The following is a 23,125-nucleotide window of genomic DNA, read 5'->3' on the forward strand; positions in this document are numbered from 1 at the left end:
GATCAGACGGTGTCGTCCTCCGCGAGGACGCGCTGGGCCACGGCGAAGGCGGAGTTGGCGGCGGGGACGCCGAGGTACACGCCGGCCTGGAGGAGGACCGCCCCGATCTCGTCGGCCGACAACCCGTTCCGCCGGGCCGCCCTCACGTGCATCTCCAGCTCGTCGAGGTGCCCGTGCGCCACCAGCGCCGTGAGCGTCACCATCGACCGCTCCCGCCGCGAGAGGGTGGGGTCGGTCCAGATCTCGCCCCAGGCGTACCGGGAGATGAAGTCCTGGAACCGCGCGGTGAACGGCGTCTGCCGGGCCTGCGCCCGGTCGACGTGGGCGTCGCCCAGCACCTCGCGCCGGACCGCGATGCCCCGCCGGGCGAACCCGGTGAGGTGCCCCCGCAGCGCCGCCAGCACGGCCTCGGGCCGCTCCGCCGGGGCGAGGTGCGAGGCGCCCGGGATCTCCGTGAGCGTCGCCCCCGGCACCGCGTCCGCGATCTCCCGCAGATGGGCCGGCGGCGTCGCCGGGTCGTCCCGTCCCGCGATCAGCAGCGTCGGCACCCGCACCGATCCGAGCAGCTTCCGCACGTCGAACGCGGCCAGCGCGTCGCAGCAGGCGGCGTACGCGCCGGGGTCGGCGGCCCGGTGGTCCTCGACCAGCCGCTCCACCGTGAAACCGGGCGTGAACCAGCGCGCGTCGGCCGACCCGGCGAGCTCCTCCATCGCGGCCCGCCCGCCCCGGCGGACCTTCGCCGCCCGCTCCTCCCACGGCCGGGCGCCGTTGAAGTGGGCGGACGAGCAGATCACGGCCAGCGAGGAGACCCGCTCGGGGTGGTGGATCGCCAGGTGCAGGCCGACCGCCCCGCCCAGTGACACGCCCGCGTAGGCGAACCGCTCCACGCCCAGGCCGTCGGCGAGCTCCAGCACCAGCCCCGCCAGGTCGGCGACGGTGGCGCCGGGACCGATCCGGTCGGCCGGGGACGCGCCGTGCCCGGGCAGGTCCCAGCTGATCACCCGGTGGGTCGCCGCCAGTTCGGGGGCGACGGCGTCCCACAGGGCCAGGGAGGTGCCCAACGACGGACCCAGCAGCAGGGGTTCGGCCGAAGCGGGGCCTTCGGCACGGTGGTTCAGCGGTTTCTCGGTCAACGTCGCTCCAGAGCACGATCGGTGAGGGCGGCGGCGGACCCCGTGTAGTCGGCGGGGTCGGTCGCCGACGTCAGGTCGAGATCCCGCAACTCGGGTTCCGCGGCCAGGACGTCGAGCAGGGGCAGTCCCTCCGCGTAGGCCCGCCGCGCGGCCTCGGTGAGCAGTCCCTTGGCCCGGGACCGGCCCAGCACGGGAGCCAGCTCGATGGAGAGCCGCTCGGAGACGATCAGGCCGTGGGTGACGCCCAGATGGGCGCGCATCGCGGCGGCGTCCACCCGCAGCCCCCCGGCCAGTCCGGCGGCCTGGTGGGCGGCCGAGCCGGCCAGGCGCAGCAGGTCGCGCAGCGGCTCCCACTCGGCGTGCCAGGCGCCGGCCGGACGCTCGTCCTCGGCGACCAGGGAGCCGAACAGGGTGGCGGCGAGCTGGGGGGCACGGCGGGCCGCCGAGGCGATCAGGGTGGACCGCACCGGGTTCGCCTTGTGCGGCATCGCGGAGGAACCCCCGCCGCTCGGCTCGGCGAGTTCCGCGATCTCGGTGCGGGCCAGCGTCAGGACGTCGGCGGCGATCTTCCCGAGGGCGCCGGTGGTCAGCGCCAGCGCCCCGGCGAGGTCGGCCACCGGCGTCCGCAGCGTGTGCCAGGGCAGCAACGGCTCCGCGAGGTCCAGCTCGCGGGCGTAGGCGGCGACCAACTCGCGCGGGTCCTCCGCCCCGTACGCCGCGAACGCGGCCAAGGTCCCCGCCGCGCCGCCGAGTTGGACGGGGAGCGCGGCACGGACGGCGCGCAGCCGGTCCCGGGCGTCCAGCACCAGCGAACGCCACCCGGCGGCCTTGAGCCCGAAGGTGGTCGGCACGGCGTGCTGGGAGAGGGTCCGCCCCGGCATCGGGGTGTCGCGGTGGGACGCGGCCAGCCGGGCCAGCGCGCCCTCGGTGCGGTCCAGGTCGGCCAGGACCAGGTCGACGGTGCGGGCGGCCACCAGCATGGCGGCGGTGTCCATGATGTCCTGGCTGGTGGCGCCTCGGTGCACGTACGGCCCCAGCTCCGGACCGACGGCCGCCGTGAGGTCGGCGACCAGCGGGATCACCGGGTTGCCGCCGGACGCGGCCCGCCGGGCGAGGTCCACCGGGTCGAACCCGCCGGGGCGCGCCGCCGCCTCGGCGACCGCGGCGGCGGCCTCCGCGGGCACCAGCCCGAGGGAGGCCTGGGCGCGGGTCAGCGCGGCCTCGGCCTCCAGCAGCGCCGCCAGGAAGGCGGCGTCGCCGGTGGCCTCGGCCGCGGGGGAGCCGGCCTGCCCGGGGGAGAGCAGACCGGCGTCGGGCGCGGGGTGGTGCAGCGATGTCACTGGTACTCCAGGAAGACCGTCTCGTTCTCGCCCTGCAGGCGGATGTCGAAACGGTACGTCGCCGGGGCCTGCTCCTCGGCGATCAGCGTGGAGCGCCGGTCGTCCGGAACCCGCCGCAGCACCGGGTCGGCGGCGAGCGCCGCGTCGTCGCCCGGCAGGTAGATCCGGGTGAACAGGTGCATCAGCAGGCCGCGGGCGAACACGCACACGGCGATGTAGGGGGCGTTGCCGCCGCGCGCGCCGGGGCGCAGGGTGCGGGCCACCCAGTGGCCGTCGGCGTCCGTCTGGATCCGGCCCCAGCCGGTGAACTCCAGCCCGTTGCGGCCGGCGAACCCGCCGGAGGCCGGGTCGCGGCGCATCGAGCCGGTCGCGGTCGGCACCGAGCCGTCCGGGGCGGGGCCCCACAGCTCGACCAGGGCGTCCGGCAGCGGGTTGCCCTCGCCGTCGTAGACGTAGCCGTGCACCGTGACCGTGTCCGGGTGGCCGACGGGGGCGATGTTCCCGCCGTCCGGGATGGGCAGCGCGTAGCCGTAGAAGGGGCCGACGGTCTGCGAGGGCGTCGGGAGGACGGCCTCGCCGCCGGCGGTGTCCTGCGTGGCGATGTCGGTCATGGCGGTCAGCGTCCTTCTTCCATCCAGGTGGCGCTCGGGCCGTCGAGCACGATGTCCCAGCGGTAGCCGAGGGAGAACTCCGGCACCGAGAGGCCGTGGTCGTACCGGGCGACCAGGCGTTCCCGGGCGGCCTGGTCGGTCACCGCGTGCAGGATGGGGTCGTACGGGAACAGCGGGTCGTTCGGGAAGTACATCTGGGTGACCAGGCGCTGGGTGAACGACCGGCCGAACACCGAGAAGTGGATGTGCGCGGGCCGCCAGGCGTTGGTGTGGTTGCGCCACGGGTAGGGGCCCGGCTGGATGGTGGTGAACCGGTAGAACCCGTCGGCGTCGGTGATGGTGCGGCCGGCGCCGGTGAAGTTCGGGTCCAGCGGGGCGTCGTGCTGCTCGCGCTGGTGGGCGTACCGTCCGGCCGAGTTGGCCTGCCAGATCTCCACGAGCTGGCCGCGGACCGGGCGGCCGTCACGGTCCAGCAGCCGTCCCTCGACGGTGATGCGCTCGCCGACCGGCTCGCCGCGGTGCTGGCGGGTCAGGTCGTTGTCGATCTCCGTGATGTCCCGCTCGCCCCAGGCGGGGGAGGAGAGCTCCACCAGCTCCGGGTCCTTGGTGACGTCGATGTTGACCGGCGGCTGCTTGGGGTGCCGCAGCACCGAGGAGCGGTACGGGGCGTATCCGCGGTCCGGGTGGTGCTGCACCGGAGCGCCGTCCGCGACGCGCTGCTCGTAGGCCTCGCGCTCGGCGGCGATCTCCTTGTCGATGTCGTGCTGGGTGAGGGCCATGGTGGCGGCGACTCTCCTTCGTTCGGTCGGCCTTCGCTCGCGAGGCCTTCGTCGGGCGGGAGACGGGCCGAAGAGGCCGGCACACCCCTTCGGACCGCGCCCACCGCGGTCACGACCCGGCCGGAACGAGCAATCAGTCAGTGCACTGATGATCTCGGCGGGGCGGGTACACGCTTTCACCGCTGCCGCCCGGGAGTCAAGACGTGGCTCTCGGCCAGGAAACAAGGGGGGAGGCGTTCCGGGCGGAAAGGCGGCGCGGTGGCGGCCGAGTGGGTATTGTTCAGTGCACCAACGAAAAACGGCACCCACGGGAGAGCGCATGGCCGCGGTGGACGTCACCACCCATCCCGGGCACCTCGCCCGGCGTCTGCAGCAGGCCCACACCCTGCTGTGGAACACGATGGTGTCCGAGGAGATCACCTCCCCGCAGTTCGCGGTGCTGAGCGCCGTGACGGCCGAGCCCGGCCTCGACCAGCGCACGGTGGGGGAGCGGGTGTCGCTGGACCGCTCCACGGTCGCCGAGGTGGTCGGCCGGCTCACCCGCCGCGACCTCCTCGACAAGGTCCGCGACCCGCAGGACGGGCGCCGCTACCTGCTCCGCCTCACCGACGAGGGCGCGCGCCTCCACCGCCGGCTCGCGGTCCGGGCGGCGCGGATGAACCAGGTGCTGCTCGCGCCGCTGAGCGCCGAGGAGCAGGACCTCTTCGTCGACCTCATCCGCAGGGTCTCCGAGGCTGCGGAGACTCTGCGGCAGCCCGTCCAGGGCTGACCGGCGGAACGGCTCCGGCCCTCCGAAACTTTCGACTCCTTCCTTCACGGGCGCATCCGGCCGGGCCGGGGTCGGCCGCCCGGTCGTCACAACGGTCAATTCTGTCCGCGGTGTTGACGCCCGGGGCCGTCCTCCGTAGCTTCCCTCGCGGAAACTTTCGCATGCTCGTCGAAAGTTTCGAGCCAGGCGTCCCCCGCCGGTCCGGCACCACGGCGTGGGGCGCGGAGCCGCGCATCGTGAGGGAGCCCCATGCCGTCCTCGTCCTCGTTTCGCGAAAGATGGAGCCGCCCGGCCGTGCGGTCCCGGCTCCGGGAGCGTGCCGGGGCCCTGCTCCGCACCGCGGCGGTCGCCTCGGTGGTGGTCATGGTGACCGTGGCGGCCACCGCGACCGGCGCGCCGGGTGCGGACGCCGACCGCGGCCGCGAGCCCGGCGTCGGCCCCGGCGGCGACCGGTGGGTGGACACCTGGGTCTCCATGCCCCAGCTCACCGAGCCGCACAACATGCCGCCGGCGCCCTTCACGGACGGCGAGTCGGTCCTGAGGGACAGCACCCTGCGGCAGACCGTCCGCACCACCGTGGCCGGCGAGAAGCTGCGGCTGCGCTTCTCGAACGCCTTCGGCGGGGCCGAACTCCCGCTGACCAGGGTCTCCGTGGCGCTGCCGTCCGGCGGCGCGGCGGGCGTTCCGGCGATCGAGCCCGGCACCGCGCGGCAGGTCACCTTCGCCGGGCGGGCCGCGACCGTGGTGCCGATGGGCGCGCAGGTGGTCTCCGACCCGGTGGACATGAAGGTGCCCGCCGGGACCAACCTCACCGTGACGGTCCACCTCGCCGACGGCCAGTCCTCCTCGTCGGTGACCTCGCACCCCGGCTCCCGCACCACCTCGCACCTGCTGCGGGGCGACCACACCACCGCCGCGGACCTGCCGGGCGCCACCCGCACCGACCACTGGTACTTCCTCAGCGGGGTGGAGACCCTGGTGGACACCCCGCGCGCCGCCGGCCTGGTGGTGATCGGCGACTCGCTGACCGACGGCCGGGGCTCGACCACCAACGGCAACGACCGCTGGACCGACCAGCTCCACCAGCGGCTGCTCCGCTCGCCCGCCACCGACCAGGTGGCCGTCCTGAACGAGGGCGCGGGCGGCAACCGCGTGCTGCGCGACGGCCTCGGCCCCAACGTGCTCGCACGCCTCGACCGTGACGTCCTGGTGCGCAGCGGCGCCCGCTGGGTGCTGATGTTCGAGGGCGTCAACGACCTGGGCACCGCCGAGGCCACCGCCGCCGCCCAGCAGGCCACCGCCGACGACCTGATCGCCGCGTACCGCCAGATCGTCGAGCGGTCCCACGCCCAGGGCCTCGCCGTCTACGGCGCCACCCTCACGCCCCTCGGCGGCAACGAGATGTACGACGACCCGGCCGGCCACCGCGAGCGGGCGCGTCAGCGGGTCAACGACTGGATCCGGCACAGCGGCGTGTTCGACGCCGTCGTCGACTTCGACCGCGCGGTCCGCGACCCCCAGGCGCCCACCAGGCTGCTGCCCGCCTACGACACCGGCGACCACCTCCACCTCAACCCGGCCGGCTACCGGGCGCTCGCGGACGCGGTCCCGTCCCGCCTGCTGCGGTGACGCCCCCGCCACGGGAGCGGTGACGCCGCCCCGGGCCGCGGAACCCGGGGCCGCCGACGGCCGGAACCCGGCCGTGGGCGGCCCGGGCGGTTCTCCGGCCCGAACGGTCTCCGCCGGCGGGGCGCGCCCTGGTCCCGGGCGCTCGCGGGATGCGGCTCCGCCCGGCCGGCCGGCGCCATCCGCGCTTCGCCCGGCCCGGCCCACGTCATGCGCTCAGCGCTCGGCCAGTACCACCCACACCTGCCCGTCGCCCGTGTTCACCGGCGCGCCGGCCTCCGTGGTGAACCGGGTGCCGTCGGCCTCCGTGGCGCGCTGCCAGCGCGCCTTCCACGCCTTGCCGTCCCGCAGCAGGTCCGCGGTCCCGGTGCCGACCGTCTCGCTGAAGGGCGTGTTGTTGCCGCCCCGGTCCTGGAAGCCGGACGTCCGCACCGTCACGTACTGCACGATCACCGTGGGCGGGGCCAGTTGCACGCCGCCGTCCGTCGTGGGGCGGCCGTCGGTCTCCACCAGCCACCCGCCCCGTTCCGCCGACCAGGTGAAGGCGAAGCGCGCGGAGGGGAACCGGACCGTGCGGCGCTCCTCCGGCTCGCCGCCCGCCGGTGCGGGACCCTCGCGGAAGCCCGCGGCGGTCAGCGCCTCCCGCCCCGCCGGCCCGTCCACCAGCCGGCGGGGCCGCAGGTACAGGTTGTGCGGGGCCGGGCGCGCGTCGTCGCGGTACCAGGCCTCCGGCCGGTTGCCCGGGGACTCCGCCCGCAGCGGCGCCGACTCGATCAGGGGCCGCAGCCGGCTCTGCGACCCGGAGTAGGCCAGCACCGGCTCGTTGAACTGCCGCAGCAGCCGCAGGTCGGTCTCCCGGGCGCTGCGCACCGGGCCCACCGCCTCGGGGAGCCGGGTCGCGTAGAGCGCCATCAGCCGGCTGAGGCCCGCCTCCACCCGCTCGGCGTAGACGACGTCGGCCTGGGCCAGTCCGGTCTGCGGGCGCGCCGGGAGCACGTTGTCGACCTTGACGGCCAGCACCTCGTCGGGCGGGCGTGCCGAGGCGGGCGAGGTCGTCTCGGCGCCCTCCGGATCGAAGGGGCCGCCGGTGCAGCCCGTCGCCACGACGAGAGCGGTGATCGCGTAGGTGAGCAGTGCTCTCGCTCTCTGGGGCGCCGGCACCCGCCCGCGCCCCGCCGCCCGCCCGCGACCCGTCGCCCGCCCGGCTGCCGGAGTACCCCGTGTGCCCCCAGTGCTCCTCGTGCCCCGTCTGCCCCTCGTCCCCATCGCGCCCCACCGCCCACCGATCATCGGTCCATATGCCTGAGCCGGTTCGTCAGGGCTTTACCCCTGCGCGCCCTCCGCCGCACCTCCGGTGGGCGTCCCGTGCCGGTTCGGCCGGTTTCGTGTAGGCCGTCCGGGTACCCGTCGCACGGACGAGAGCACGCCGAAGCAGGGAGTCGGACGCGATGAAGGCAGTGACCTGGCAGGGCAAGCGGGACGTCCGGGTGGAGACCGTCCCCGACCCGACGATCGAGGAACCCACCGACGCCGTCGTCCGGATCACCTCCACCGGACTGTGCGGCTCCGACCTGCACCTCTACGAGGTCCTCACCCCCTTCATGACCCCCGGCGACATCCTCGGCCACGAGCCGATGGGCATCGTCGAGGAAGTCGGGCCGGGGGTGACCAACCTGTCGCCCGGGGACCGTGTCGTGGTGCCCTTCCAGATCTCCTGCGGCAGCTGCTGGATGTGCGGCCAGGGCCTCTACACCCAGTGCGAGACCACCCAGGTCACCGGTGAGGGCATGGGGGCCCAGCTGTTCGGCTACACCCGCCTCTACGGCGCCGTGCCCGGCGGCCAGGCGGAGTACCTGCGCGTGCCGCAGGCGCACTTCGGGCCGATCAAGGTGCCCGAGGGGCCGCCGGACGACCGCTACGTCTACCTCTCCGACGTCCTGCCGACCGCCTGGCAGGCCGTCGAGTACGCCTCCGTCCCGCCCGGCGGCACCCTGGCCGTCCTCGGCCTCGGCCCGATCGGGGACATGGCCTGCCGGATCGCCCTGCACCGGGGTGCGGAGCGCGTCATCGGCGTCGACCTGGTCGGCGACCGGCTGCGCCGGGCGCGGGACCGCGGCGTCGAGACCTACGACCTGCGCGACTTCGACAGCGAGAAGGAACTGGTCGCCGCCGTCCGGGACGCCACCGGCGGACGCGGCCCGGACTCGGTCGTCGACGCGGTCGGCACCGAGGCGCACGGCAGCGCCGTCGCCCGGCTGGCCCAGAACGCCACCGCGCTGCTGCCCAACAAGATCAGCGGCCCGCTCGCCGAGCGGTTCAGCATCGACCGGCTGGCGGCGCTGTACACCGCCATCGAGATGGTGCGCCGCGGCGGCACCATCTCGCTCTCCGGCGTCTACGGCGGCATGGCCGACCCCATGCCGATGCTCACCCTGTTCGACAAGCAGATCCAGCTGCGGATGGGCCAGGCCAACGTCCGGCGCTGGACGGACGACATCCTGCCGCTGCTCACCGACGGCGACCCGCTGGGCGTCGACGACTTCGCCACCCACCACGTGCCGCTCTCCGAGGCCCCGGAGGCGTACGACATGTTCCAGAAGAAGCGCGACGGCGCCGTCAAGGTGGTCATCAACCCCTGACGGCCCCTCACTCCATGCCCAGCACCTCGGCCAGGTCGTAGCGCACCGGCTCCTCGAGCTGGGCGAAGGTGCAGCTCTGCGGGGTGCGGTCCGGACGCCAGCGGCGGAAACGCGCGGTGTGCCGGAACCGCGCCCCGTTCTCCATGTGGTCGTACGCCACCTCGGCCACCAGGTCGGGCCGCAGCGGCACCCACGACAGGTCCTTCTTCCCCGACCAGCGGCTCGGCGCCCCCGGCAGCCGGGCCGTCCCGTGGGCCGCCGCGTCGCCCCACGCCGCCCACGGGTGCCCCGTCACGTCCTCCAGGCGCAGCGGCTCCAGCTCCTCCACCAGCTCGGCCCGCCGCTTCATGGTGAACGCCGCGCACACCCCCACGTGCTGGAGCACCCCCTGGTCGTCGTGGAGCCCCAGGAGCAGCGAGCCGACCACCGGACCGCTCTTGTGCAGCCGGTAGCCGGCCACCACCACGTCCGCGGTCCGCTCGTGCTTGACCTTGAACATGGCGCGCTCGTCCGGCCGGTACCGCAGCGTCGGCGGCTTGGCCACCACCCCGTCCAGCCCCGCGCCCTCGAACCGTTCGAACCACTGCCGCGCCACCTCGATGTCCTCGGTGGCGGGCGCCAGGTGCACCGGCGGCTCCACGCGGTGCAGCATCCGCTCCAGCAGTGCCCTGCGCTCCGTGAGCGGCCGTCCGGTCAGCGACTCGTCGTCCAGCGCCAGCAGGTCGAAGGCGACGAACGAGGCGGGGGTGCGCTCGGCCAGCATGCGGACCCGGGAGTCCGCCGGATGGATGCGCTCGGTCAGCGCGTCGAAGTCCAGCCGACCCTCGCGGGCGATCACGATCTCCCCGTCCACCACGCAGCGGTCCGGCAGCCGCGCCTTGAGGGCGGCCACCAGCTCGGGGAAGTAGCGGGTGAGCGGTTTGGTCGTACGGCTGCCGAGCTCGAGCTCCTCGCCGTCGCGGAACACGAGGGCCCGGAAGCCGTCCCACTTGGCCTCGTAGTGCATCCCCTCGGGGATCTTCGCCACCGACTTGGCGAGCATCGGCTTCACGGGCGGCATCACCGGCAGGTCCATGGGGTCGATTCTGGGTGTGCGCGCCGCCCGGGGCACGCCTACCGTGGCACACATGGGTGACGACGCCGTGGAACTGGACGCCGGAGGACGGAAGGTGCGCCTGTCCCACCCGGACAAGGTGCTCTTCCCGGGGAAGGGCTACACCAAGCGGGACCTGGCCGAGTACTACCTCGCCGTCGGTCCGGGAGTCGTGCGCGCCCTGCGCGAGCGGCCCACCGCCCTGCAGCGCTTCCCGGACGGCGTCGAGGGGGAGTGGTTCTTCCAGAAGCGCGTCCCGAAGAACCACCCCGACTGGATCCCCACCGCCCACATCACCTTCCCCAGCGGCCGCAGCGCCGACGAGATGTGCCCGACCGAGATCGCCGCCGTGGTCTGGGCCGTGCAGTTCAACACCGTCACCTTCCATCCGTGGCCGGTGCGGCGGGCCGACGTCGACCGGCCGGACGAACTGCGCCTCGACCTCGACCCGCAGCCCGGCACCGGGTACGAGGACGCGGTCGCCGCGGCCCACGAGCTGCGCGCGGTCCTCGAGGAGCACGGGGTGCGCGGCTGGCCCAAGACCTCCGGCGGCCGCGGCGTCCACGTCTTCGTGCCCGTCGAGCCGCGGTGGACCTTCACCGAGGTGCGGCGCGCGGCGATCGCGGCCGGCCGGGAGCTGGAGCGGCGGATGCCGGAGCGGGTCACCACCAAGTGGTGGAAGGAGGAACGGGGCGAGAAGATCTTCGTCGACTACAACCAGACGGCACGGGACCGGACCATCGCCTCCGCGTACTCCGTCCGGCCCCGTCCGCACGCCCCCGTCTCGGCGCCGCTGCGCTGGGAGGAGGTGGGGGAGGCCCGCCCCGAGGACTTCGACATCCGCACCATGGCCGCCCGGTTCGCCGAGGTCGGCGACGTCCACGCGGACATGGAGGAGCACGCCTTCTCCCTCGAGCCGCTGCTCGACCTCGCCCGCCGGGACGAGGCGGAGCACGGGCTCGGCGACCTGCCGTACCCGCCGGAGTACCCGAAGATGCCGGGCGAACCGAAGCGGGTGCAGCCGAGCCGCGCCAGGAAGCCGTGACGGCGCGTCAGCGCTGCGCGGTTTCCGGGCGCAGGACCGCGAAGCGGGCGCCGTGCGGGTCGAGGAGGTGGGCCATGCGGCCGACGCCCGGGATGTCGACCGGATCCACCCGGACCTCGCCGCTCCGGTCGAGGGCCCGGCCGGTGACGGCGTCGACGTCGGCCACGGCGAAGTACGGGAGCCAGTGGGCCCCGCCCTCCACCTTGTCGCCCGCCGCTCCGACGAAGCCGCCGAACATCCCGTCCTCGCCGGTCCCCGCCGGGGTGACGCAGGTGTACGAGCCGCCCGGGAAGGACACCGCCGAGGTCTCCCAGCCCAGGGCCGAGTGGTAGAAGCCCGCCGCCCCGGCCACGTCCGTGGTGTGCAGCTCCACCCAGCACAGCGCGCCGTTCTCGCCGGTGACGTCCAGCCCTTCCAGTGATCCGGGGCTCCAGACGCCGAACCACGCGCCCATCGGGTCGGTGAAGACCGCCATCCGGCCCTTGTCCATCACGTCGTCCGGCTCCAGCACCACCGAGCCCTGGGCCCCGCGGACCGCCCGCGCGGTGGCGTCCGGGTCGTCGGAACGGAAGTAGACCGTCCACGACGGCGGTGCCGTGCCGGCGGGGAGCTCCATGCCGCCGGCCACGGTCCGTCCGCCGGAGGTGAAGAAGCCGTAGCCCCCCGCCTCCGGACCGGCCGAGCGGAACTGCCAGCCGAACAGGCCGCCGTAGAAGGTCATCGCCCCGTTGATGTCGGGCGTGCCCAGGTCGACCCAGTTCGGTGAGCCGGGGACGAAGTCGGTGGTCAGCATCGTTGCCTCACGTGCGGTCGTCGGGAGGGCAGCCCGCGGGCGCCCGGGTCACAGGGGCGAGTCGTCGGCGACGGTGGAACCGGAGGAGGGGCCGGTGCCCTGCGAGGGACGGACCTGGAGCTCGAAGTCCCCGTCGAACTTCCGGTAGCCCTGCACGACCGCGTCCTCCAGCGCCTCGTTGGCCGCCTCCTCCCGCAGCATCAGCGGGTCGCGGCGCAGGTCCCGCATCAGGGCCACGCAGATCCCGATCATCACCAGGACGAACGGCGCCGCGGCGAGGATCGTCAGGTTCTGCAGGCCGGTGAGCGCGTCCCCCTTGCCGCTGCCGACCATCAGCATGATCGCGGCCACCGCGCCGGTGACCACGCCCCAGAAGATCACCACCGTCTTCTGCGGCTCCAGCGCGCCGCGCTGGGAGAGCGTGCCCATGACGATGGAGGCCGCGTCCGCGCCGGACACGAAGAAGATGGAGACCAGGATCATCACCAGCAGCGAGGTGACCGTGGCCATCGGGTACTCCCGCAGGACCGCGAAGAGCCGGCCCTCGACCGTCGTCGCGTCGTCCAGCGCGCCCCGCTGCTGGAGCCGCATGGCCGTGCCGCCGAAGATCGCGAACCAGAGCAGGCTGACCGTGCTGGGCACCAGGATCACGCCGCCGATGAACTGGCGGATGGTGCGCCCGCGGCTGATCCGGGCGATGAACATGCCGACGAAGGGCGTCCAGGAGATCCACCATGCCCAGTAGAAGACCGTCCAGCTCGACAGCCACGCGTCCACGGTCGGGCCGCCGCTGATCTCGGTGCGCCCGGCCAGCTGCGGCAGCTCGCCGATGTAGGCGAAGAAGGAGGTGGGCAGGAGGTCGAGGATGACGATCGTCGGCCCCGCCACGAACACGAACACCGCCAGCAGCAGCGCCAGCACCATGTTGGTGTTGGACAGCCACTGGATGCCCCGCTCCACCCCGGAGACCGCCGAGGCGACGAACGCCAGGGTCAGCACGGCGATGATGGCGACCAGCAGACCGGTGCCGGCCGTGCCCAGCCAGTCCACCTCCTCCAGACCCGAACCGATCTGCAGGGTGCCGAGGCCGAGCGAGGCCGCGGAGCCGAACACGGTGGCCACGATGGCCAGGATGTCGATGACCCGGCCGACCGCGCCCTCGGCGTGCCGGCGGCCGATCAGCGGGGTGAAGACGGAGCTGATGGTCTGACGGCGCTTCTTGCGGAAGGTGCTGTAGGCGATGCCCAGACCCACCACCGCGTAGATCGCCCAGGGGTGCAGCGTCCAGTGGAAGAGCGTGGTCGCCATGGCGTTGGACATCCGCTCGCCGGAACTGCCGGGGCGGGTGCCGGGCGGCGCGTCGACGTAGTGGGCCAGCGGCTCGCTCACGCCCCAGAACATCAGGCCGATGCCCATGCCCGCGCTGAACATCATCGCGACCCAGGACACCGTGCGGAACTCGGGCTTCTCGTGCTCCGATCCGAGGTGGATCCGGCCGTAGCGGCTGATCGCCAGCCAGAGCGCGAAGATCACGAAACCGGAGGCGGCCAGGACGAACGCCCAGCCGCAGGTGTGGATCAGCTCGCCGAGCAGGTTGCCCGACACGCTCTCCAGGGAGTCGGTGGCGAAGGCTCCCCACAGGACGAAGGAGAGGGTCAGCGCCGCGGTCACCCCGAAGACCACCCAGTCGGTCCCCCGGCGCTGAGGTCCGGACAGGCCGGCCTCCGTGCCCGGCAGGGACCCCTTGGGGTGATGTTGTGACGGGTTGGGGGCGTCTTGCGACACTGCGGCACCTTTCGCCGAGCGGATCTTGATTGGTTCCGCTACGCAGCTACCACATATCCCGCATTTCTCACCCGCGTAATCCCTCCGTCTCCCCGCCCGTGCGGCCGGGCCACCCGCCCGGCCGCACGGCACACGGTCAGCGCCCGGTCGGGGCGGAGAGCCCGGAGTCCTCCGCACGGGTGACCCGGCGGCGCACACCGAACCAGCCGACCACCAGCGCCGCGGCGATCACCGGGATGAGCAGCAGCGTCTTGCGCCCCACCTCCGGGTCGCCCCACATCAGCGCCAGCACGGAGACCAGGAAGGCGATGGTGACGATCTCCGTCACCGGGCTGCCCCACAGCCGGAAGGCGGGCCGCGTCAGCAGCCCGGCCTTGGCGCGCCGGACGAACACCAGGTGACAGATCATGATGATCACCCAGGTGCTGATGATGCCGAGCGAGGCGACGTTGAGCACGATCTCGAAGGCCTGGCCCGGCATCAGGTAGTTCAGGCCCACGCCCAGGACGCAGACCGCGCCGGTCAGCATGATGCCGCCGTAGGGCACCTGGTTCCGGTTCATCACGCCGGTGAACCTCGGGGCGGAACCGGCGGCCGCCATGGAGCGCAGGATGCGGCCGGTGGAGTACAGGCCCGAGTTCAGCGAGGACATCGCGGCGGTCAGCACCACCAGGTTCATCACGTCGCCGGCCGCCGGCACACCGATCCGGGAGAGCACGGTGACGAAGGGGCTCTCGTCGCCGGAGTAGACCGAACCCGGCAGCAGCAGGGCCAGCAGCACGACCGAGCCGACGTAGAACAGGCCGACCCGCCACATGATCGAGTTCACCGCGCGCGGGACGACCTTGCGCGGCTCTGCGGTCTCGCCGGCCGCGGTGCCCACCAGCTCCAGGGAGGCGTAGGCGAAGACCACGCCCTGCATCACCAGGACCACCGGGAGCACGCCGTGCGGCAGGAAACCGCCGTTGTCGGTGATCACGGACAGGCCCGGGGTGGTGCCGCCCACGTCCTGCTGGGTGACCAGGAGGAAGACGCCCACCAGCATGAAGAGCACCAGGGTGGCGACCTTGATGATCGCGAACCAGAACTCTATCTCGCCGAAGTACTTCACCGAGATCAGGTTCACCAGCAGCACCACGGCGAGCGCCGCGAGGGCCAGCACCCACTGGGGGACGTCGGAGAACATGCTCCAGTAGTGGGTGTAGAGCGCCACCGCGGTGATGTCGGCGATACCGGTCGTGGACCAGTTGACGAAGTACATCCAGCCGGCGACGTAGGCGCCCTTCTCCCCGAGGAACTCGCGGGCGTAGGACACGAAGGAGCCCGAGGACGGCCGGTAGACGACCAGCTCGCCGAGCGCCCGGACCACGAAGAAGGCGAAGACGCCGCAGACCAGATAGGCCAGGGCGAGCGCGGGACCGGCGCTGTTGAGGCGGCCGCCGGCGCCGAGGAACAGGCCGGTGCCGATCGCCCCGCCAATGGCGATCATGTTGATGTGGCGGGCCTTGAGGTCCTTGCTGTAACCGGCGTCCCCCGCGTCCGCGGGGGGTTCGGCGGTCGGGTCGGTGCTCACGACGGCTTCCTCAGCCGTCGCGGTCGCGACGTCCTTGCTCACGCGTGTTCCACTCTGTGCGCCCCGCTTCGCTGTTGGCACGGGGTGTTGGGAAAGGTGCTGCGGCCCGCCCCACCTGCGCTTGTGGCGCCCGGCGGGGACGCGGACCGCAGGTGAATCTCTCATTCCGCATGGCGATGCGCAGTGGCGGACCTCACACCACGTCTTTCGCACACCCGGTGAGACAGCAATACTGTTGCGCATGACGACCGACACGGAGGGGCCGACGCTCACGGTCGACGAACTGGCCGCGCGCGCGGGCGTGACGGTCCGCACCGTCCGCTTCTACAGCACCCGCGGGCTGCTCCCGCCGCCGGAGATAGGGCCCCGCAGGGTCGGCCGGTACGGCCCCGGGCACCTGGCGCGGCTCGCCCTGATCGAGGAGCTCCAGCGGCAGGGCATGACCCTGGCCGGTGTCGAACGCCACCTGCGCGGACTGCCCGCCGACGTGACCGCGCACGACCTCGCCCTGCAGCGCGCGGTGGTGGCCTCCTGGACACCGGAGACCAGCGAGCGCCTGGACCGCGCGGAACTGGAACGCCTGGCCGGACGCGCCCTGGACGCGGCGGACCTGGAGAGGCTCGCGCAGCTCGGCGTCCTGGAAGGCGTGGAACCCGACGGCGACGGCACCCACCGGGTGGACACCGGGCTGCTGCGCCTGGGCGTCGAACTGCTGGACATGCCGTTCGCCCAGGAGACGCTGCTGGCCGCCCGGGAGGTGCTGATGGAGCACTCCCGGGCGGCCGCGCAGGCGCTCTCCGGACTTCTCCGCGAGGCGTCGGCGGAACGGGAGACGGACGCCGTGCGCTCGCTCTCCGCCCACATGCAGCCCCTGGTGGTGCAGGCGCTGCTGACCGCCTTCCAGCGGTCGCTCCGTCAGGAGCTGCAGAGCTGGCTCGGCGGCCGGCCCTGAGAACGGGACCGGCCGCCGGGAGTCGTGCCGGACGACGGGAGTCGCGCCGGCGGCGGATCAGCGGGCGTCGGTGAAGACCTCGCCCTTCTCGGCCTTCTCCACCAGCAGCGCCGGCGGCAGGAACCGGTCGCCGTACCGCTCCGCCAGCTCACGGGCCCGGGCCACGAAGCCGGCCGGCCCGCCCGGGTAGCCGTTGACGTACTGGAGCACGCCGCCGGTCCACGCCGGGAAGCCGATGCCCATGATGGAGCCGATGTTGGCGTCGGCCACCGAGGTGAGCACGCCCTCCTCCAGCAGCCGGACGGTGTCCAGCGCCTCCGAGAACAGCATCCGCTCCTGCATGTCCTCGAACGCGATGGTGTGTCCCGGCCTGGTGAAGTGTTCGCGCAGCCCCGGCCACAGCCCGGCCCGCCTGCCGTCCACGTAGTCGTAGAAGCCGGCGCCGCCGCTGCGGCCGGTACGGCCGAACTCGTCGACCATCCGGTCCACCACGGCCTCGGACGGGTGCGCCGTCCAGGTGCCGCCGGCCGCCTCGACGGCCTCCTTGGTCTCCTTGCGGATCTTGCGCGGCAGGGTCAGCGTGAGCTCGTCCATCAGGTTCAGCACCTTGGCCGGGTAGCCGGCCTGCGCCGCGGCCTGCTCCACGGAGGCGGGGTCGACGCCCTCGCCGACCATGGCCACGCCCTCGTTGATGAAGTGGCCGATGACGCGGGAGGTGAAGAAGCCGCGCGAGTCGTTGACCACGATCGGGGTCTTGCGGATCTGGCGCACCAGGTCGAAGGCGCGGGCCAGCGCCTCGTCGCCGGTGCGCGCCCCCTTGATGATCTCCACCAGCGGCATCTTGTCGACCGGCGAGAAGAAGTGCAGGCCGATGAAGTCGGCCTGGCGCTCGACGCCCTCGGCGAGCTCCGTGATCGGCAGGGTGGAGGTGTTGGAGCACAGCAGCGCGTCCGGGGCGACGACGTCCTGGACCTCCTGGAACACCTTGTGCTTGAGGGCGGTGTCCTCGAAGACGGCCTCGATCACCGCGTCGCAGCCCGCCAGGTCCTGGACGTCCGCGGTCGGGGTGATCAGGGCGAGCAGGGCGTCGGCCTTCTCCTGGGTGGTCCGGCCGCGGGAGACGGCCTTCGCGCAGAGCTTCTCCGAGTAGGCCTTGCCCTTGGCGGCGGCCTCGGCGGAGACGTCCTTGAGGACGACCTCGATGCCCGCCCTGGCGCAGGAGTAGGCGATGCCCGCGCCCATCATGCCCGCGCCGAGCACGGCCACCTTGGTGACCGTGCGCGGCGCGACGCCCTGCGGACGGTTGGCGCCGGAGTTGACGGCCTGCAGGTCGAAGAAGAACGCCTGGGTCATGTTCTTGGCGGTCTGCCCGGCCGCCAGCTCGGCGAAGTACCGGGACTCGACGATCTGCGCGGTCTCGAAGTCCACCTGGGACCCCTCGACCGCGGCGGCCAGGATGGCGCGCGGGGCGGGATAGGGGGCGCCGGCCGTCTGCTTGCGCAGGTTGGCCGCGAACGCCGGGAGGCTCGCGGCGAACTTCGGGTTCGACGGCGTGCCGCCGGGGATGCGGTAGCCCGGGGCGTCCCAGGGCTGCGCGGACTCGGGGTGCGCGTCGATGAAGGCGCGGGCCCGGGCGATCATCTCCTCGGGCGTGTCCACCACCTCGTCCACCAGGCCGTTCTCCAGCGCCCGGCGCGGGCTGTACTGGGTGCCCTGCAGCAGCACCTTCAGCAGGGCGTCGGTGATGCCCAGCTTGCGCACGGTGCGGACCACGCCGCCGCCGCCCGGCAGCAGGCCCAGCGTCACCTCGGGCAGGCCGATCTTCGAGCCCGGGGCGTCGAGCGCGACCCGGTGGTGGCAGCTCAGGGCGATCTCGTAGCCGCCGCCCAGCGCCGCGCCGTTGATCGCCGCGACGACCGGCTTGCCGAGGGTCTCGATGCGGCGCAGGTCGCGCTTCATCTCCAGGCCGCCCTCGTAGAGGTCGTGGGCGGTCTCGGGCGTCACCTTGATCAGTTCACGCAGGTCGCCGCCGGCGAAGAAGGTCTTCTTGGCGGAGGTGACGACGACGCCGCGCACGGAGTCCTTCTCGGCCTCCAGGCGGTCGGCGACGGCGCGCAGGGCGACGCGGAACGCCTGGTTCATCGTGTTGGCGGACCGGCCGGGGGCGTCCAGGACCAGCGTGACGACGCCGGTCTCGTCCTGCTCCCAGCGGATGGCGGTGCTCTCGGTCATGACGGGGTCTCCGTTGAGGTCTCGGGTGTCGTGGGGCCGCTGGGGAGGATCAGAGTCGCTCGACGACGGTGGCGATGCCCATGCCGCCGCCGACGCACAGGGTGGCCAGGCCGTAGCGCTTGTCCTGGCGCTCCAGTTCGTCGATCAGCGTGCCGAGGATCATCGCGCCGGTGGCGCCCAGCGGGTGGCCCATGGCGATGGCCCCGCCGTTGACGTTGACCTTGTCCAGGGAGAGCCCCATGTCCTTGACGTAGCGCAGCACCACGGAGGCGAAGGCCTCGTTGATCTCGACCAGGTCGATGTCGTCGACGGTCAGTCCCGCCTTGGCGAGCGCCTTGCGGGAGGCGGGGGCGGGGCCGGTGAGCATGATGGTGGGCTCGGAACCGGAGACCGCCGCGGAGACGATCCGGGCGCGCGGGGTCAGGCCGTAGCGCTCGCCGGTCTCCTTGTTGCCGATGGCGACCAGGGCGGCGCCGTCGACGATGCCGGAGGAGTTGCCCGCGTGGTGGACGTGATCGATCCTCTCGACCCAGTGGTACTTCTGCAGGGCCACGGCGTCGAAGCCGCCCATGTCGCCGATGCCCGCGAAGGACGGGTTGAGCCTGGCGAGGGAGTCGGCGGTGGTGCCGGGGCGCATGTGCTCGTCGTGGTCCAGGACGGTGAAGCCGTTGCGGTCCTTCACCGGGACCACGGAGCGCTTGAAGCGGCCCTCCTTCCAGGCGGTGGCGGCCCGCTCCTGGGAGAGCGCCGCGTACTCGTCGACGTCCCGGCGGGAGAAGCCCTCGAGGGTGGCGATCAGGTCGGCGCTGATGCCCTGCGGGACGAAGTCCGTCTCCAGGCTGGTCATCGGGTCCATCGCCCACGCGCCGCCGTCCGAGCCCAGCGGGATGCGGGACATCGACTCCACGCCGCCCGCCAGGACCATGTCCTCCCAGCCCGAACGGACCTTCATGGCGGCCATGTTGACCGCCTCGAGTCCCGACGCGCAGAAGCGGTTCTCCTGGACGCCGGCCACCGTGTCCGGCAGTCCGGCCGCGATCGCGGCGATCCGGGCGATGTCGGAGCCCTGGTCGCCGATCGGGCTGACCACGCCGAGGACGACGTCGTCGATCGCCGCCGGGTCCAGGCCGGGGAAGCGGCCGCGGATCTCGCGGATCAGCCCCACGACGAGGTCGATCGGCTTGGTGCCGTGCAGGGCCCCGTTGGCCTTGCCGCGCCCGCGGGGGGTGCGGATCGCGTCGTACACGTACGCTTCGGTGCTCACTGGTCAGCCTTTCGCAGGGATGCGGAGTGGTCGTCGTCGGGTGCGGGGGCGCCGTCGAGGCCGGGGGTCTCCCCCAGGAGGGCGGGCAGGTTCCAGTCCCGCGCCACCTCCTCGGCTCCCGCGCCGGACCGCGCGGGTCCGGTCCGCACGCTCGTGGGGGTGGCGGAGAAGCGCGGGGCGGGCGCCGGCTGGACGATGCCGGAGTGCTCGACGAAGGTCGAGCGGGCGGCGAGGTGCGGGTGGTGCGGGGCCTCGCGCAGCGAGAGCACCGGCGCCACGCAGGCGTCGGAGGCCTCGAAGACGGCGGCCCACTCGTCGCGGCCACGGGTGGCGAAGCGCGCGGCGACGGCCTCCCGCAGGGCGGGCCAGCGGGCCAGGTCGAGATGGGCGTCCAGGTACTCGGGCAGGCCCAGCAGGTCCAGGAACTCGGCGTAGAACCGCGGCTCCAGGGACCCGACCGCGATGTGGCGGCCGTCGGCGCAGGCGTACACGCCGTAGTAGGGGCAGCCGCCGTCGAGCAGGTTGGCGCCCCGCCGGTCCTGCCACTGGCCGGCCGCCAGCATGCCGTGGATCAGCGTCGACAGATGGGCCGCGCCGTCGACGATCGCCGCGTCGACCACCTGCCCCACGCCGGTGGCGCGGGCGTGGTGCAGGGCGGCCAGGACGCCGGTCACCAGGTAGAGCGAGCCGCCCGCGAAGTCGCCCAGCAGGTTCACCGGGACGACCGGGGGCCGGCCGGCCTCGCCGATCATGCCGAGGACGCCGGTGGGCGCCAGGTAGGCGATGTCGTGCCCGGCCCGGTCGGCCAGCGGGCCGTCCTGGCCCCAGCCGGTCATCCGGCCGTAGACCAGGCGCGGATTGCGGGCGCGGCACGCCTCGGGGCCGACACCGAGGCGCTCGGCCACACCGGGGCGGTAGCCCTCGATCAGGATGTCGGCGCGCCCGGCCAGACCGAGGACGCGCTCCACGCCCTCGGGCGACTTCAGGTCCAGCACCACCGACCGCTTGTTGCGGTTGGTGACGTCGTACCGCGGGTCGGGGGCGACGGCGATCCCGCCGGGCCGGTCGACCCGGACCACGTCGGCGCCCAGGTCGCCCAGCAGCATGGCGGCGAACGGGCCGGGGCCGATGCCCGCGAGCTCCAGCACGCGCACACCGTCCAACGGACCTCGCCGCTCGTCCGTCCCGGGGCCGTCTCCCGGGTCCCGCGGCGCCTTCGCCACCGTCATCGCAGCCCCCATCGTCCGCGGCACGGCCTGGGCGTGCCCGCATGTGACACCACTGATGTCACACCGGTGATGCTACGAAGGCGCGGGGGCGCGCACAAGAGCTGGGCAAGCAAGCGCTCAGTCGGTTGGGGGCGCGTCGCGGTCGCCCCGTAGGCCCACCGTCGCGGCCGGAGGCCGACCGGAGACCGCCTGGAGGCCGGCCGGATCCTCAGCCGGCCAGCGCCTCCTTCAGTGCCGCGCGGCAGAGGGCGTCGGCGTGCCGGGTGGTCTCGGGCAGGCGGTACCGCGGGGTCAGCGCCAAGGCGTGCCCGCACGCGTTCTCCAGGGAGACCCGGTGGCCCGCCGAGACGAAGACCGGTTTCACGGTCTCCCGGGTGCGCAGCGCGCGGCCGACCTCCTCCTCACCGAGCAGTAGCGGCGTGTGGTCGCCGCGGGCGGGGCCGGGCGGGCTCGCGGCGAACACGAACGGATTCTTGGCGACGCCGACGGTGGCCAGCCCGGTGAGCACCCCCACGTGGCAGGCGAGGCCGAAGCGGCGGGGATGGGCGAGGCCGTAGCCGTCGCACACCACCAGCCCGGGCGGCCCGGGCAGGGCCCGGAGGGCGGCCAGCACCGCGGGCACCTCGCGGAAGGCCAGGAGCCCGGGAACGTACGGGAAGGCCACCGGGCCGACGGCGACGGCCCGGCCGGTCACCGCGAGGGTGGCCGCGTCCAGCGTGACGGCGGCGGCGGCCACCACACCGCGGGCGTCGTCGTAGGCGACGTCCACGCCGGTGACCGGCCCGGTGCCCGGAGCAGGGCCCGGCTCGTCGAGGACCAGCCGCTCCCGCAGCTCGTCCTGGACGGCCAGGGCGGCCGCCTCGGTGGTGGGCCAGTCCTCGGGCACGCGCGCGGTCGCCGCCGTGACGGTCTGGATGTCGTTCACGGCGGAAGAGACTACGGCCCCCGGCGGACCGGAGGGCTCACGGCCCCGCCGGGACCGCCGCGGTCACTTGCCGAGGGCTTCCTGCAACTGCCGCTTGTTCATGTCCGACCGGCCGTGGATGTTCTTCTTCCTGGCCTCCTGGTAGAGCTGGTCGTACGTCGGCCCCTGGGAGCCGCCGCCGGAGCGCTGCCCGCCGCGGCTGCCCGAGGACCTGTCCTGTGTGGAGGTGCGGCTCGCGGTCCTCGACTCGCCGGAACGGGCGCGCTCCTTGTTCACGGTGCGCGCCGCGATCTCCTTCGCCCGGCCGGTCGACGCGCCGCGCGACTTCTCGCTGTCCTTGATGTGCTCGTACTGCCGTTCCCTCTTCGGGCTGGAACCACGGGGCATGGTCTGCCACTCCTCCATGTCGGGAATGCCGGAGCTGCACGGTTACCCATGTTCCGTACGGTCATGGGAGGCCGCCAGGCGGCGGCGGCCGAACGGCGCGGCCGTCCGCGCATGGGACGGCGGATGCGGGGGACGAGTCCTGGAGATGCCGTGGGGGAATGGTGCCGGGGGGATTCGGTCGGGTGACGCAGGTCACGCTGCGGGGGTGTACGGATCCGCGCGGTCCGGCCTCTGTTCCAGTACGCGGGTCCGACCGGCCCGGCGTTCGGCCAGCCGACTACTAGGGGGAGCAGACGTTTGTCCACCGTCATCGAGCACCCGGTTCAGGCCCGTCTCGTCGCCGCGGCACCGCGGATGACGGTGATCCCGTCGACCTTGCACTACGACACCGCCGATCCCTTCGCGGTGCGGATGACCTTCCCGGGCCCGGCCACCCTCGAGGGGGTCGAGGTGTGCTGGACGTTCGCCCGGGAGCTGCTGACCGAGGGGCTGCGCCTCCCGCACGGCGTGGGGGACGTGCGGGTGCTGCCCTACGAGGACGGCCGCACGGCACTGGAGTTCCACTCCCCGGAGGGGGCGGCCGTGGTGCACGTCGCGACCGACGAGGTGCGCCGGTTCCTCGCCGCCACCGCCGCCCTGGTGCCGTTCGGCTGCGAGCACCTGCACCTCGACCTGGACCAGGACCTGGCCCAGCTGATGCGGGACGTCCTCTGAGGGGGCGGCGGGCCCGCGGGGCGGGGCCGCCGGGCAATCCACTCGCCTCCGCGGGAGCCGGCGGGTAACCTGGCGGTGGTTCTGTTGCCGTCGATCGGAGAAGGACGTTGCTCGTCTGAGGTCATGAGACACCGCGTCGCACCCCCTCCCGGGGCTGCCGCGTCGCGTGTGCGACCTCGGACGTCTGAGCCGTCCTCCGCCGCCGCAGGGCCGATCCTCTCCACTTCCCGGCCTCG

At 73.4% G+C, this 23,125-nt stretch carries 20 protein-coding genes; 6 read left to right on the plus strand and 14 right to left on the minus strand.

What is annotated here, in order from left to right:
* Positions 1–2: 2 nt before the first annotated feature.
* Genes pcaD through pcaH form a run of 4 tightly spaced genes read right to left on the minus strand, consistent with a single transcriptional unit; the run spans position 3 to position 3,863 of the window.
* The gene (pcaD, locus tag ABZ836_RS16490; RefSeq protein WP_361142697.1) at positions 3–1,133 is read right to left on the minus strand and encodes a 3-oxoadipate enol-lactonase; all 1,131 of its coding nucleotides are present in this window, start codon (positions 1,131–1,133) and stop codon (positions 3–5) included.
* Positions 1,130–2,473, minus strand: coding sequence for a 3-carboxy-cis,cis-muconate cycloisomerase (gene pcaB, locus ABZ836_RS16495; protein WP_361142700.1), 1,344 nt, complete (start codon positions 2,471–2,473; stop codon positions 1,130–1,132). Before pcaB ends, pcaD begins: the two co-directional genes overlap by 4 nt.
* On the minus strand, positions 2,470–3,084 hold the full coding sequence (gene pcaG / locus ABZ836_RS16500; RefSeq protein ID WP_361142703.1) for a protocatechuate 3,4-dioxygenase subunit alpha: 615 nt from the start codon (positions 3,082–3,084) through the stop codon (positions 2,470–2,472). Before pcaG ends, pcaB begins: the two co-directional genes overlap by 4 nt.
* 5 nt (positions 3,085–3,089) lie before the next feature.
* Positions 3,090–3,863, minus strand: a complete 774-nt coding sequence (gene pcaH / locus ABZ836_RS16505; protein WP_356138748.1) for a protocatechuate 3,4-dioxygenase subunit beta — start codon at positions 3,861–3,863, stop codon at positions 3,090–3,092.
* 319 nt (positions 3,864–4,182) lie between these two features.
* Between pcaH and ABZ836_RS16510 the strand changes: the two genes are divergently transcribed.
* The gene (locus ABZ836_RS16510; protein ID WP_356138750.1) at positions 4,183–4,632 is read left to right on the plus strand and encodes a MarR family transcriptional regulator; all 450 of its coding nucleotides are present in this window, start codon (positions 4,183–4,185) and stop codon (positions 4,630–4,632) included.
* Positions 4,633–4,959: 327 nt separating this feature from the next.
* A complete protein-coding gene (locus ABZ836_RS16515) occupies positions 4,960–6,261 on the plus strand; it encodes an SGNH/GDSL hydrolase family protein (protein WP_356138789.1) in 1,302 nt (433 codons plus the stop codon).
* Between the two features lie 213 nt (positions 6,262–6,474).
* Here the strand turns inward: ABZ836_RS16515 and ABZ836_RS16520 are convergent, their stop codons facing one another.
* Positions 6,475–7,419, minus strand: a complete 945-nt coding sequence (locus tag ABZ836_RS16520) for a DUF3048 domain-containing protein (RefSeq protein WP_361142707.1) — start codon at positions 7,417–7,419, stop codon at positions 6,475–6,477.
* A gap of 287 nt (positions 7,420–7,706) precedes the next feature.
* Between ABZ836_RS16520 and ABZ836_RS16525 the strand changes: the two genes are divergently transcribed.
* Complete coding sequence (locus ABZ836_RS16525; RefSeq protein ID WP_356138754.1) at positions 7,707–8,897, plus strand: zinc-dependent alcohol dehydrogenase; 1,191 nt, start codon at positions 7,707–7,709, stop codon at positions 8,895–8,897.
* Between the two features lie 7 nt (positions 8,898–8,904).
* Here ABZ836_RS16525 and ABZ836_RS16530 read toward each other — a convergent pair whose 3' ends face one another.
* The gene (locus ABZ836_RS16530) at positions 8,905–9,972 is read right to left on the minus strand and encodes an ATP-dependent DNA ligase (RefSeq protein WP_361142710.1); all 1,068 of its coding nucleotides are present in this window, start codon (positions 9,970–9,972) and stop codon (positions 8,905–8,907) included.
* Positions 9,973–10,024: 52 nt separating this feature from the next.
* On the opposite strand from ABZ836_RS16530, the gene ligD reads away from it, so the two are divergent.
* The gene (gene ligD / locus ABZ836_RS16535) at positions 10,025–11,035 is read left to right on the plus strand and encodes a non-homologous end-joining DNA ligase (RefSeq protein WP_361142713.1); all 1,011 of its coding nucleotides are present in this window, start codon (positions 10,025–10,027) and stop codon (positions 11,033–11,035) included.
* A 7-nt stretch (positions 11,036–11,042) separates the two neighbouring features.
* Here ligD and ABZ836_RS16540 read toward each other — a convergent pair whose 3' ends face one another.
* The 3 genes from ABZ836_RS16540 to ABZ836_RS16550 all read right to left on the minus strand — a co-directional run bounded on the left by ABZ836_RS16540 (position 11,043) and on the right by ABZ836_RS16550 (position 15,186).
* Positions 11,043–11,828: a VOC family protein gene (locus ABZ836_RS16540; RefSeq protein WP_361142716.1), complete on the minus strand. Its 786-nt coding sequence runs from the start codon at positions 11,826–11,828 to the stop codon at positions 11,043–11,045.
* 48 nt (positions 11,829–11,876) lie between these two features.
* The gene (locus ABZ836_RS16545) at positions 11,877–13,613 is read right to left on the minus strand and encodes a BCCT family transporter (RefSeq protein ID WP_361142719.1); all 1,737 of its coding nucleotides are present in this window, start codon (positions 13,611–13,613) and stop codon (positions 11,877–11,879) included.
* Between the two features lie 136 nt (positions 13,614–13,749).
* Complete coding sequence (locus ABZ836_RS16550) at positions 13,750–15,186, minus strand: amino acid permease (RefSeq protein ID WP_361142722.1); 1,437 nt, start codon at positions 15,184–15,186, stop codon at positions 13,750–13,752.
* 241 nt (positions 15,187–15,427) lie between these two features.
* Between ABZ836_RS16550 and ABZ836_RS16555 the strand changes: the two genes are divergently transcribed.
* Positions 15,428–16,138, plus strand: coding sequence for a MerR family transcriptional regulator (locus ABZ836_RS16555; RefSeq protein ID WP_356138765.1), 711 nt, complete (start codon positions 15,428–15,430; stop codon positions 16,136–16,138).
* Positions 16,139–16,195: 57 nt separating this feature from the next.
* On the opposite strand, the gene ABZ836_RS16560 is transcribed toward ABZ836_RS16555, so the two are convergent.
* From ABZ836_RS16560 to ABZ836_RS16580, 5 genes are all read right to left on the minus strand, one after another.
* Entirely contained in the window at positions 16,196–18,370 is a 2,175-nt protein-coding gene (locus tag ABZ836_RS16560) for a 3-hydroxyacyl-CoA dehydrogenase NAD-binding domain-containing protein (RefSeq protein ID WP_361142725.1), read from the minus strand.
* A 49-nt stretch (positions 18,371–18,419) separates the two neighbouring features.
* Positions 18,420–19,634, minus strand: coding sequence for an acetyl-CoA C-acetyltransferase (locus ABZ836_RS16565; RefSeq protein WP_356138769.1), 1,215 nt, complete (start codon positions 19,632–19,634; stop codon positions 18,420–18,422).
* The gene (locus ABZ836_RS16570; protein ID WP_361142728.1) at positions 19,631–20,863 is read right to left on the minus strand and encodes a CaiB/BaiF CoA-transferase family protein; all 1,233 of its coding nucleotides are present in this window, start codon (positions 20,861–20,863) and stop codon (positions 19,631–19,633) included. The genes ABZ836_RS16565 and ABZ836_RS16570 overlap by 4 nt, the downstream gene beginning before the upstream one ends.
* A 208-nt stretch (positions 20,864–21,071) precedes the next feature.
* Positions 21,072–21,788, minus strand: coding sequence for an endonuclease V (locus ABZ836_RS16575; protein ID WP_361142731.1), 717 nt, complete (start codon positions 21,786–21,788; stop codon positions 21,072–21,074).
* Positions 21,789–21,851: 63 nt separating this feature from the next.
* Complete coding sequence (locus ABZ836_RS16580; RefSeq protein WP_356138774.1) at positions 21,852–22,175, minus strand: plasmid stabilization protein; 324 nt, start codon at positions 22,173–22,175, stop codon at positions 21,852–21,854.
* A gap of 297 nt (positions 22,176–22,472) precedes the next feature.
* On the opposite strand from ABZ836_RS16580, the gene ABZ836_RS16585 reads away from it, so the two are divergent.
* Positions 22,473–22,889 (plus strand): SsgA family sporulation/cell division regulator, encoded by a 417-nt coding sequence (locus ABZ836_RS16585; RefSeq protein ID WP_356138776.1) that lies wholly within the window; start codon positions 22,473–22,475, stop codon positions 22,887–22,889.
* The last annotated feature ends 236 nt before the right edge of the window (positions 22,890–23,125 follow it).

The sequence above is a fragment of the Streptomyces sp. NPDC047130 genome (assembly GCF_040643475.1).
Taxonomy (GTDB): domain Bacteria; phylum Actinomycetota; class Actinomycetes; order Streptomycetales; family Streptomycetaceae; genus Streptomyces.

Bases quoted from the DNA above. Each gene is read 5' to 3' on its own strand.
- pcaG (WP_361142703.1), bottom strand. From the start codon at position 3,084: ATGACCGACATCGCCACGCAGGACACCGCCGGCGGCGAGGCCGTCCTC.
- pcaH (WP_356138748.1), bottom strand. From the start codon at position 3,863: ATGGCCCTCACCCAGCACGACATCGACAAGGAGATCGCCGCCGAGCGC.
- ABZ836_RS16510 (WP_356138750.1), top strand. From the start codon at position 4,183: ATGGCCGCGGTGGACGTCACCACCCATCCCGGGCACCTCGCCCGGCGT.
- ABZ836_RS16525 (WP_356138754.1), top strand. From the start codon at position 7,707: ATGAAGGCAGTGACCTGGCAGGGCAAGCGGGACGTCCGGGTGGAGACC.
- ABZ836_RS16530 (WP_361142710.1), bottom strand. From the start codon at position 9,972: ATGGACCTGCCGGTGATGCCGCCCGTGAAGCCGATGCTCGCCAAGTCG.
- ligD (WP_361142713.1), top strand. From the start codon at position 10,025: ATGGGTGACGACGCCGTGGAACTGGACGCCGGAGGACGGAAGGTGCGC.
- ABZ836_RS16540 (WP_361142716.1), bottom strand. From the start codon at position 11,828: ATGCTGACCACCGACTTCGTCCCCGGCTCACCGAACTGGGTCGACCTG.
- ABZ836_RS16555 (WP_356138765.1), top strand. From the start codon at position 15,428: ATGACGACCGACACGGAGGGGCCGACGCTCACGGTCGACGAACTGGCC.
- ABZ836_RS16560 (WP_361142725.1), bottom strand. From the start codon at position 18,370: ATGACCGAGAGCACCGCCATCCGCTGGGAGCAGGACGAGACCGGCGTC.
- ABZ836_RS16570 (WP_361142728.1), bottom strand. From the start codon at position 20,863: ATGACGGTGGCGAAGGCGCCGCGGGACCCGGGAGACGGCCCCGGGACG.
- ABZ836_RS16580 (WP_356138774.1), bottom strand. From the start codon at position 22,175: ATGCCCCGTGGTTCCAGCCCGAAGAGGGAACGGCAGTACGAGCACATC.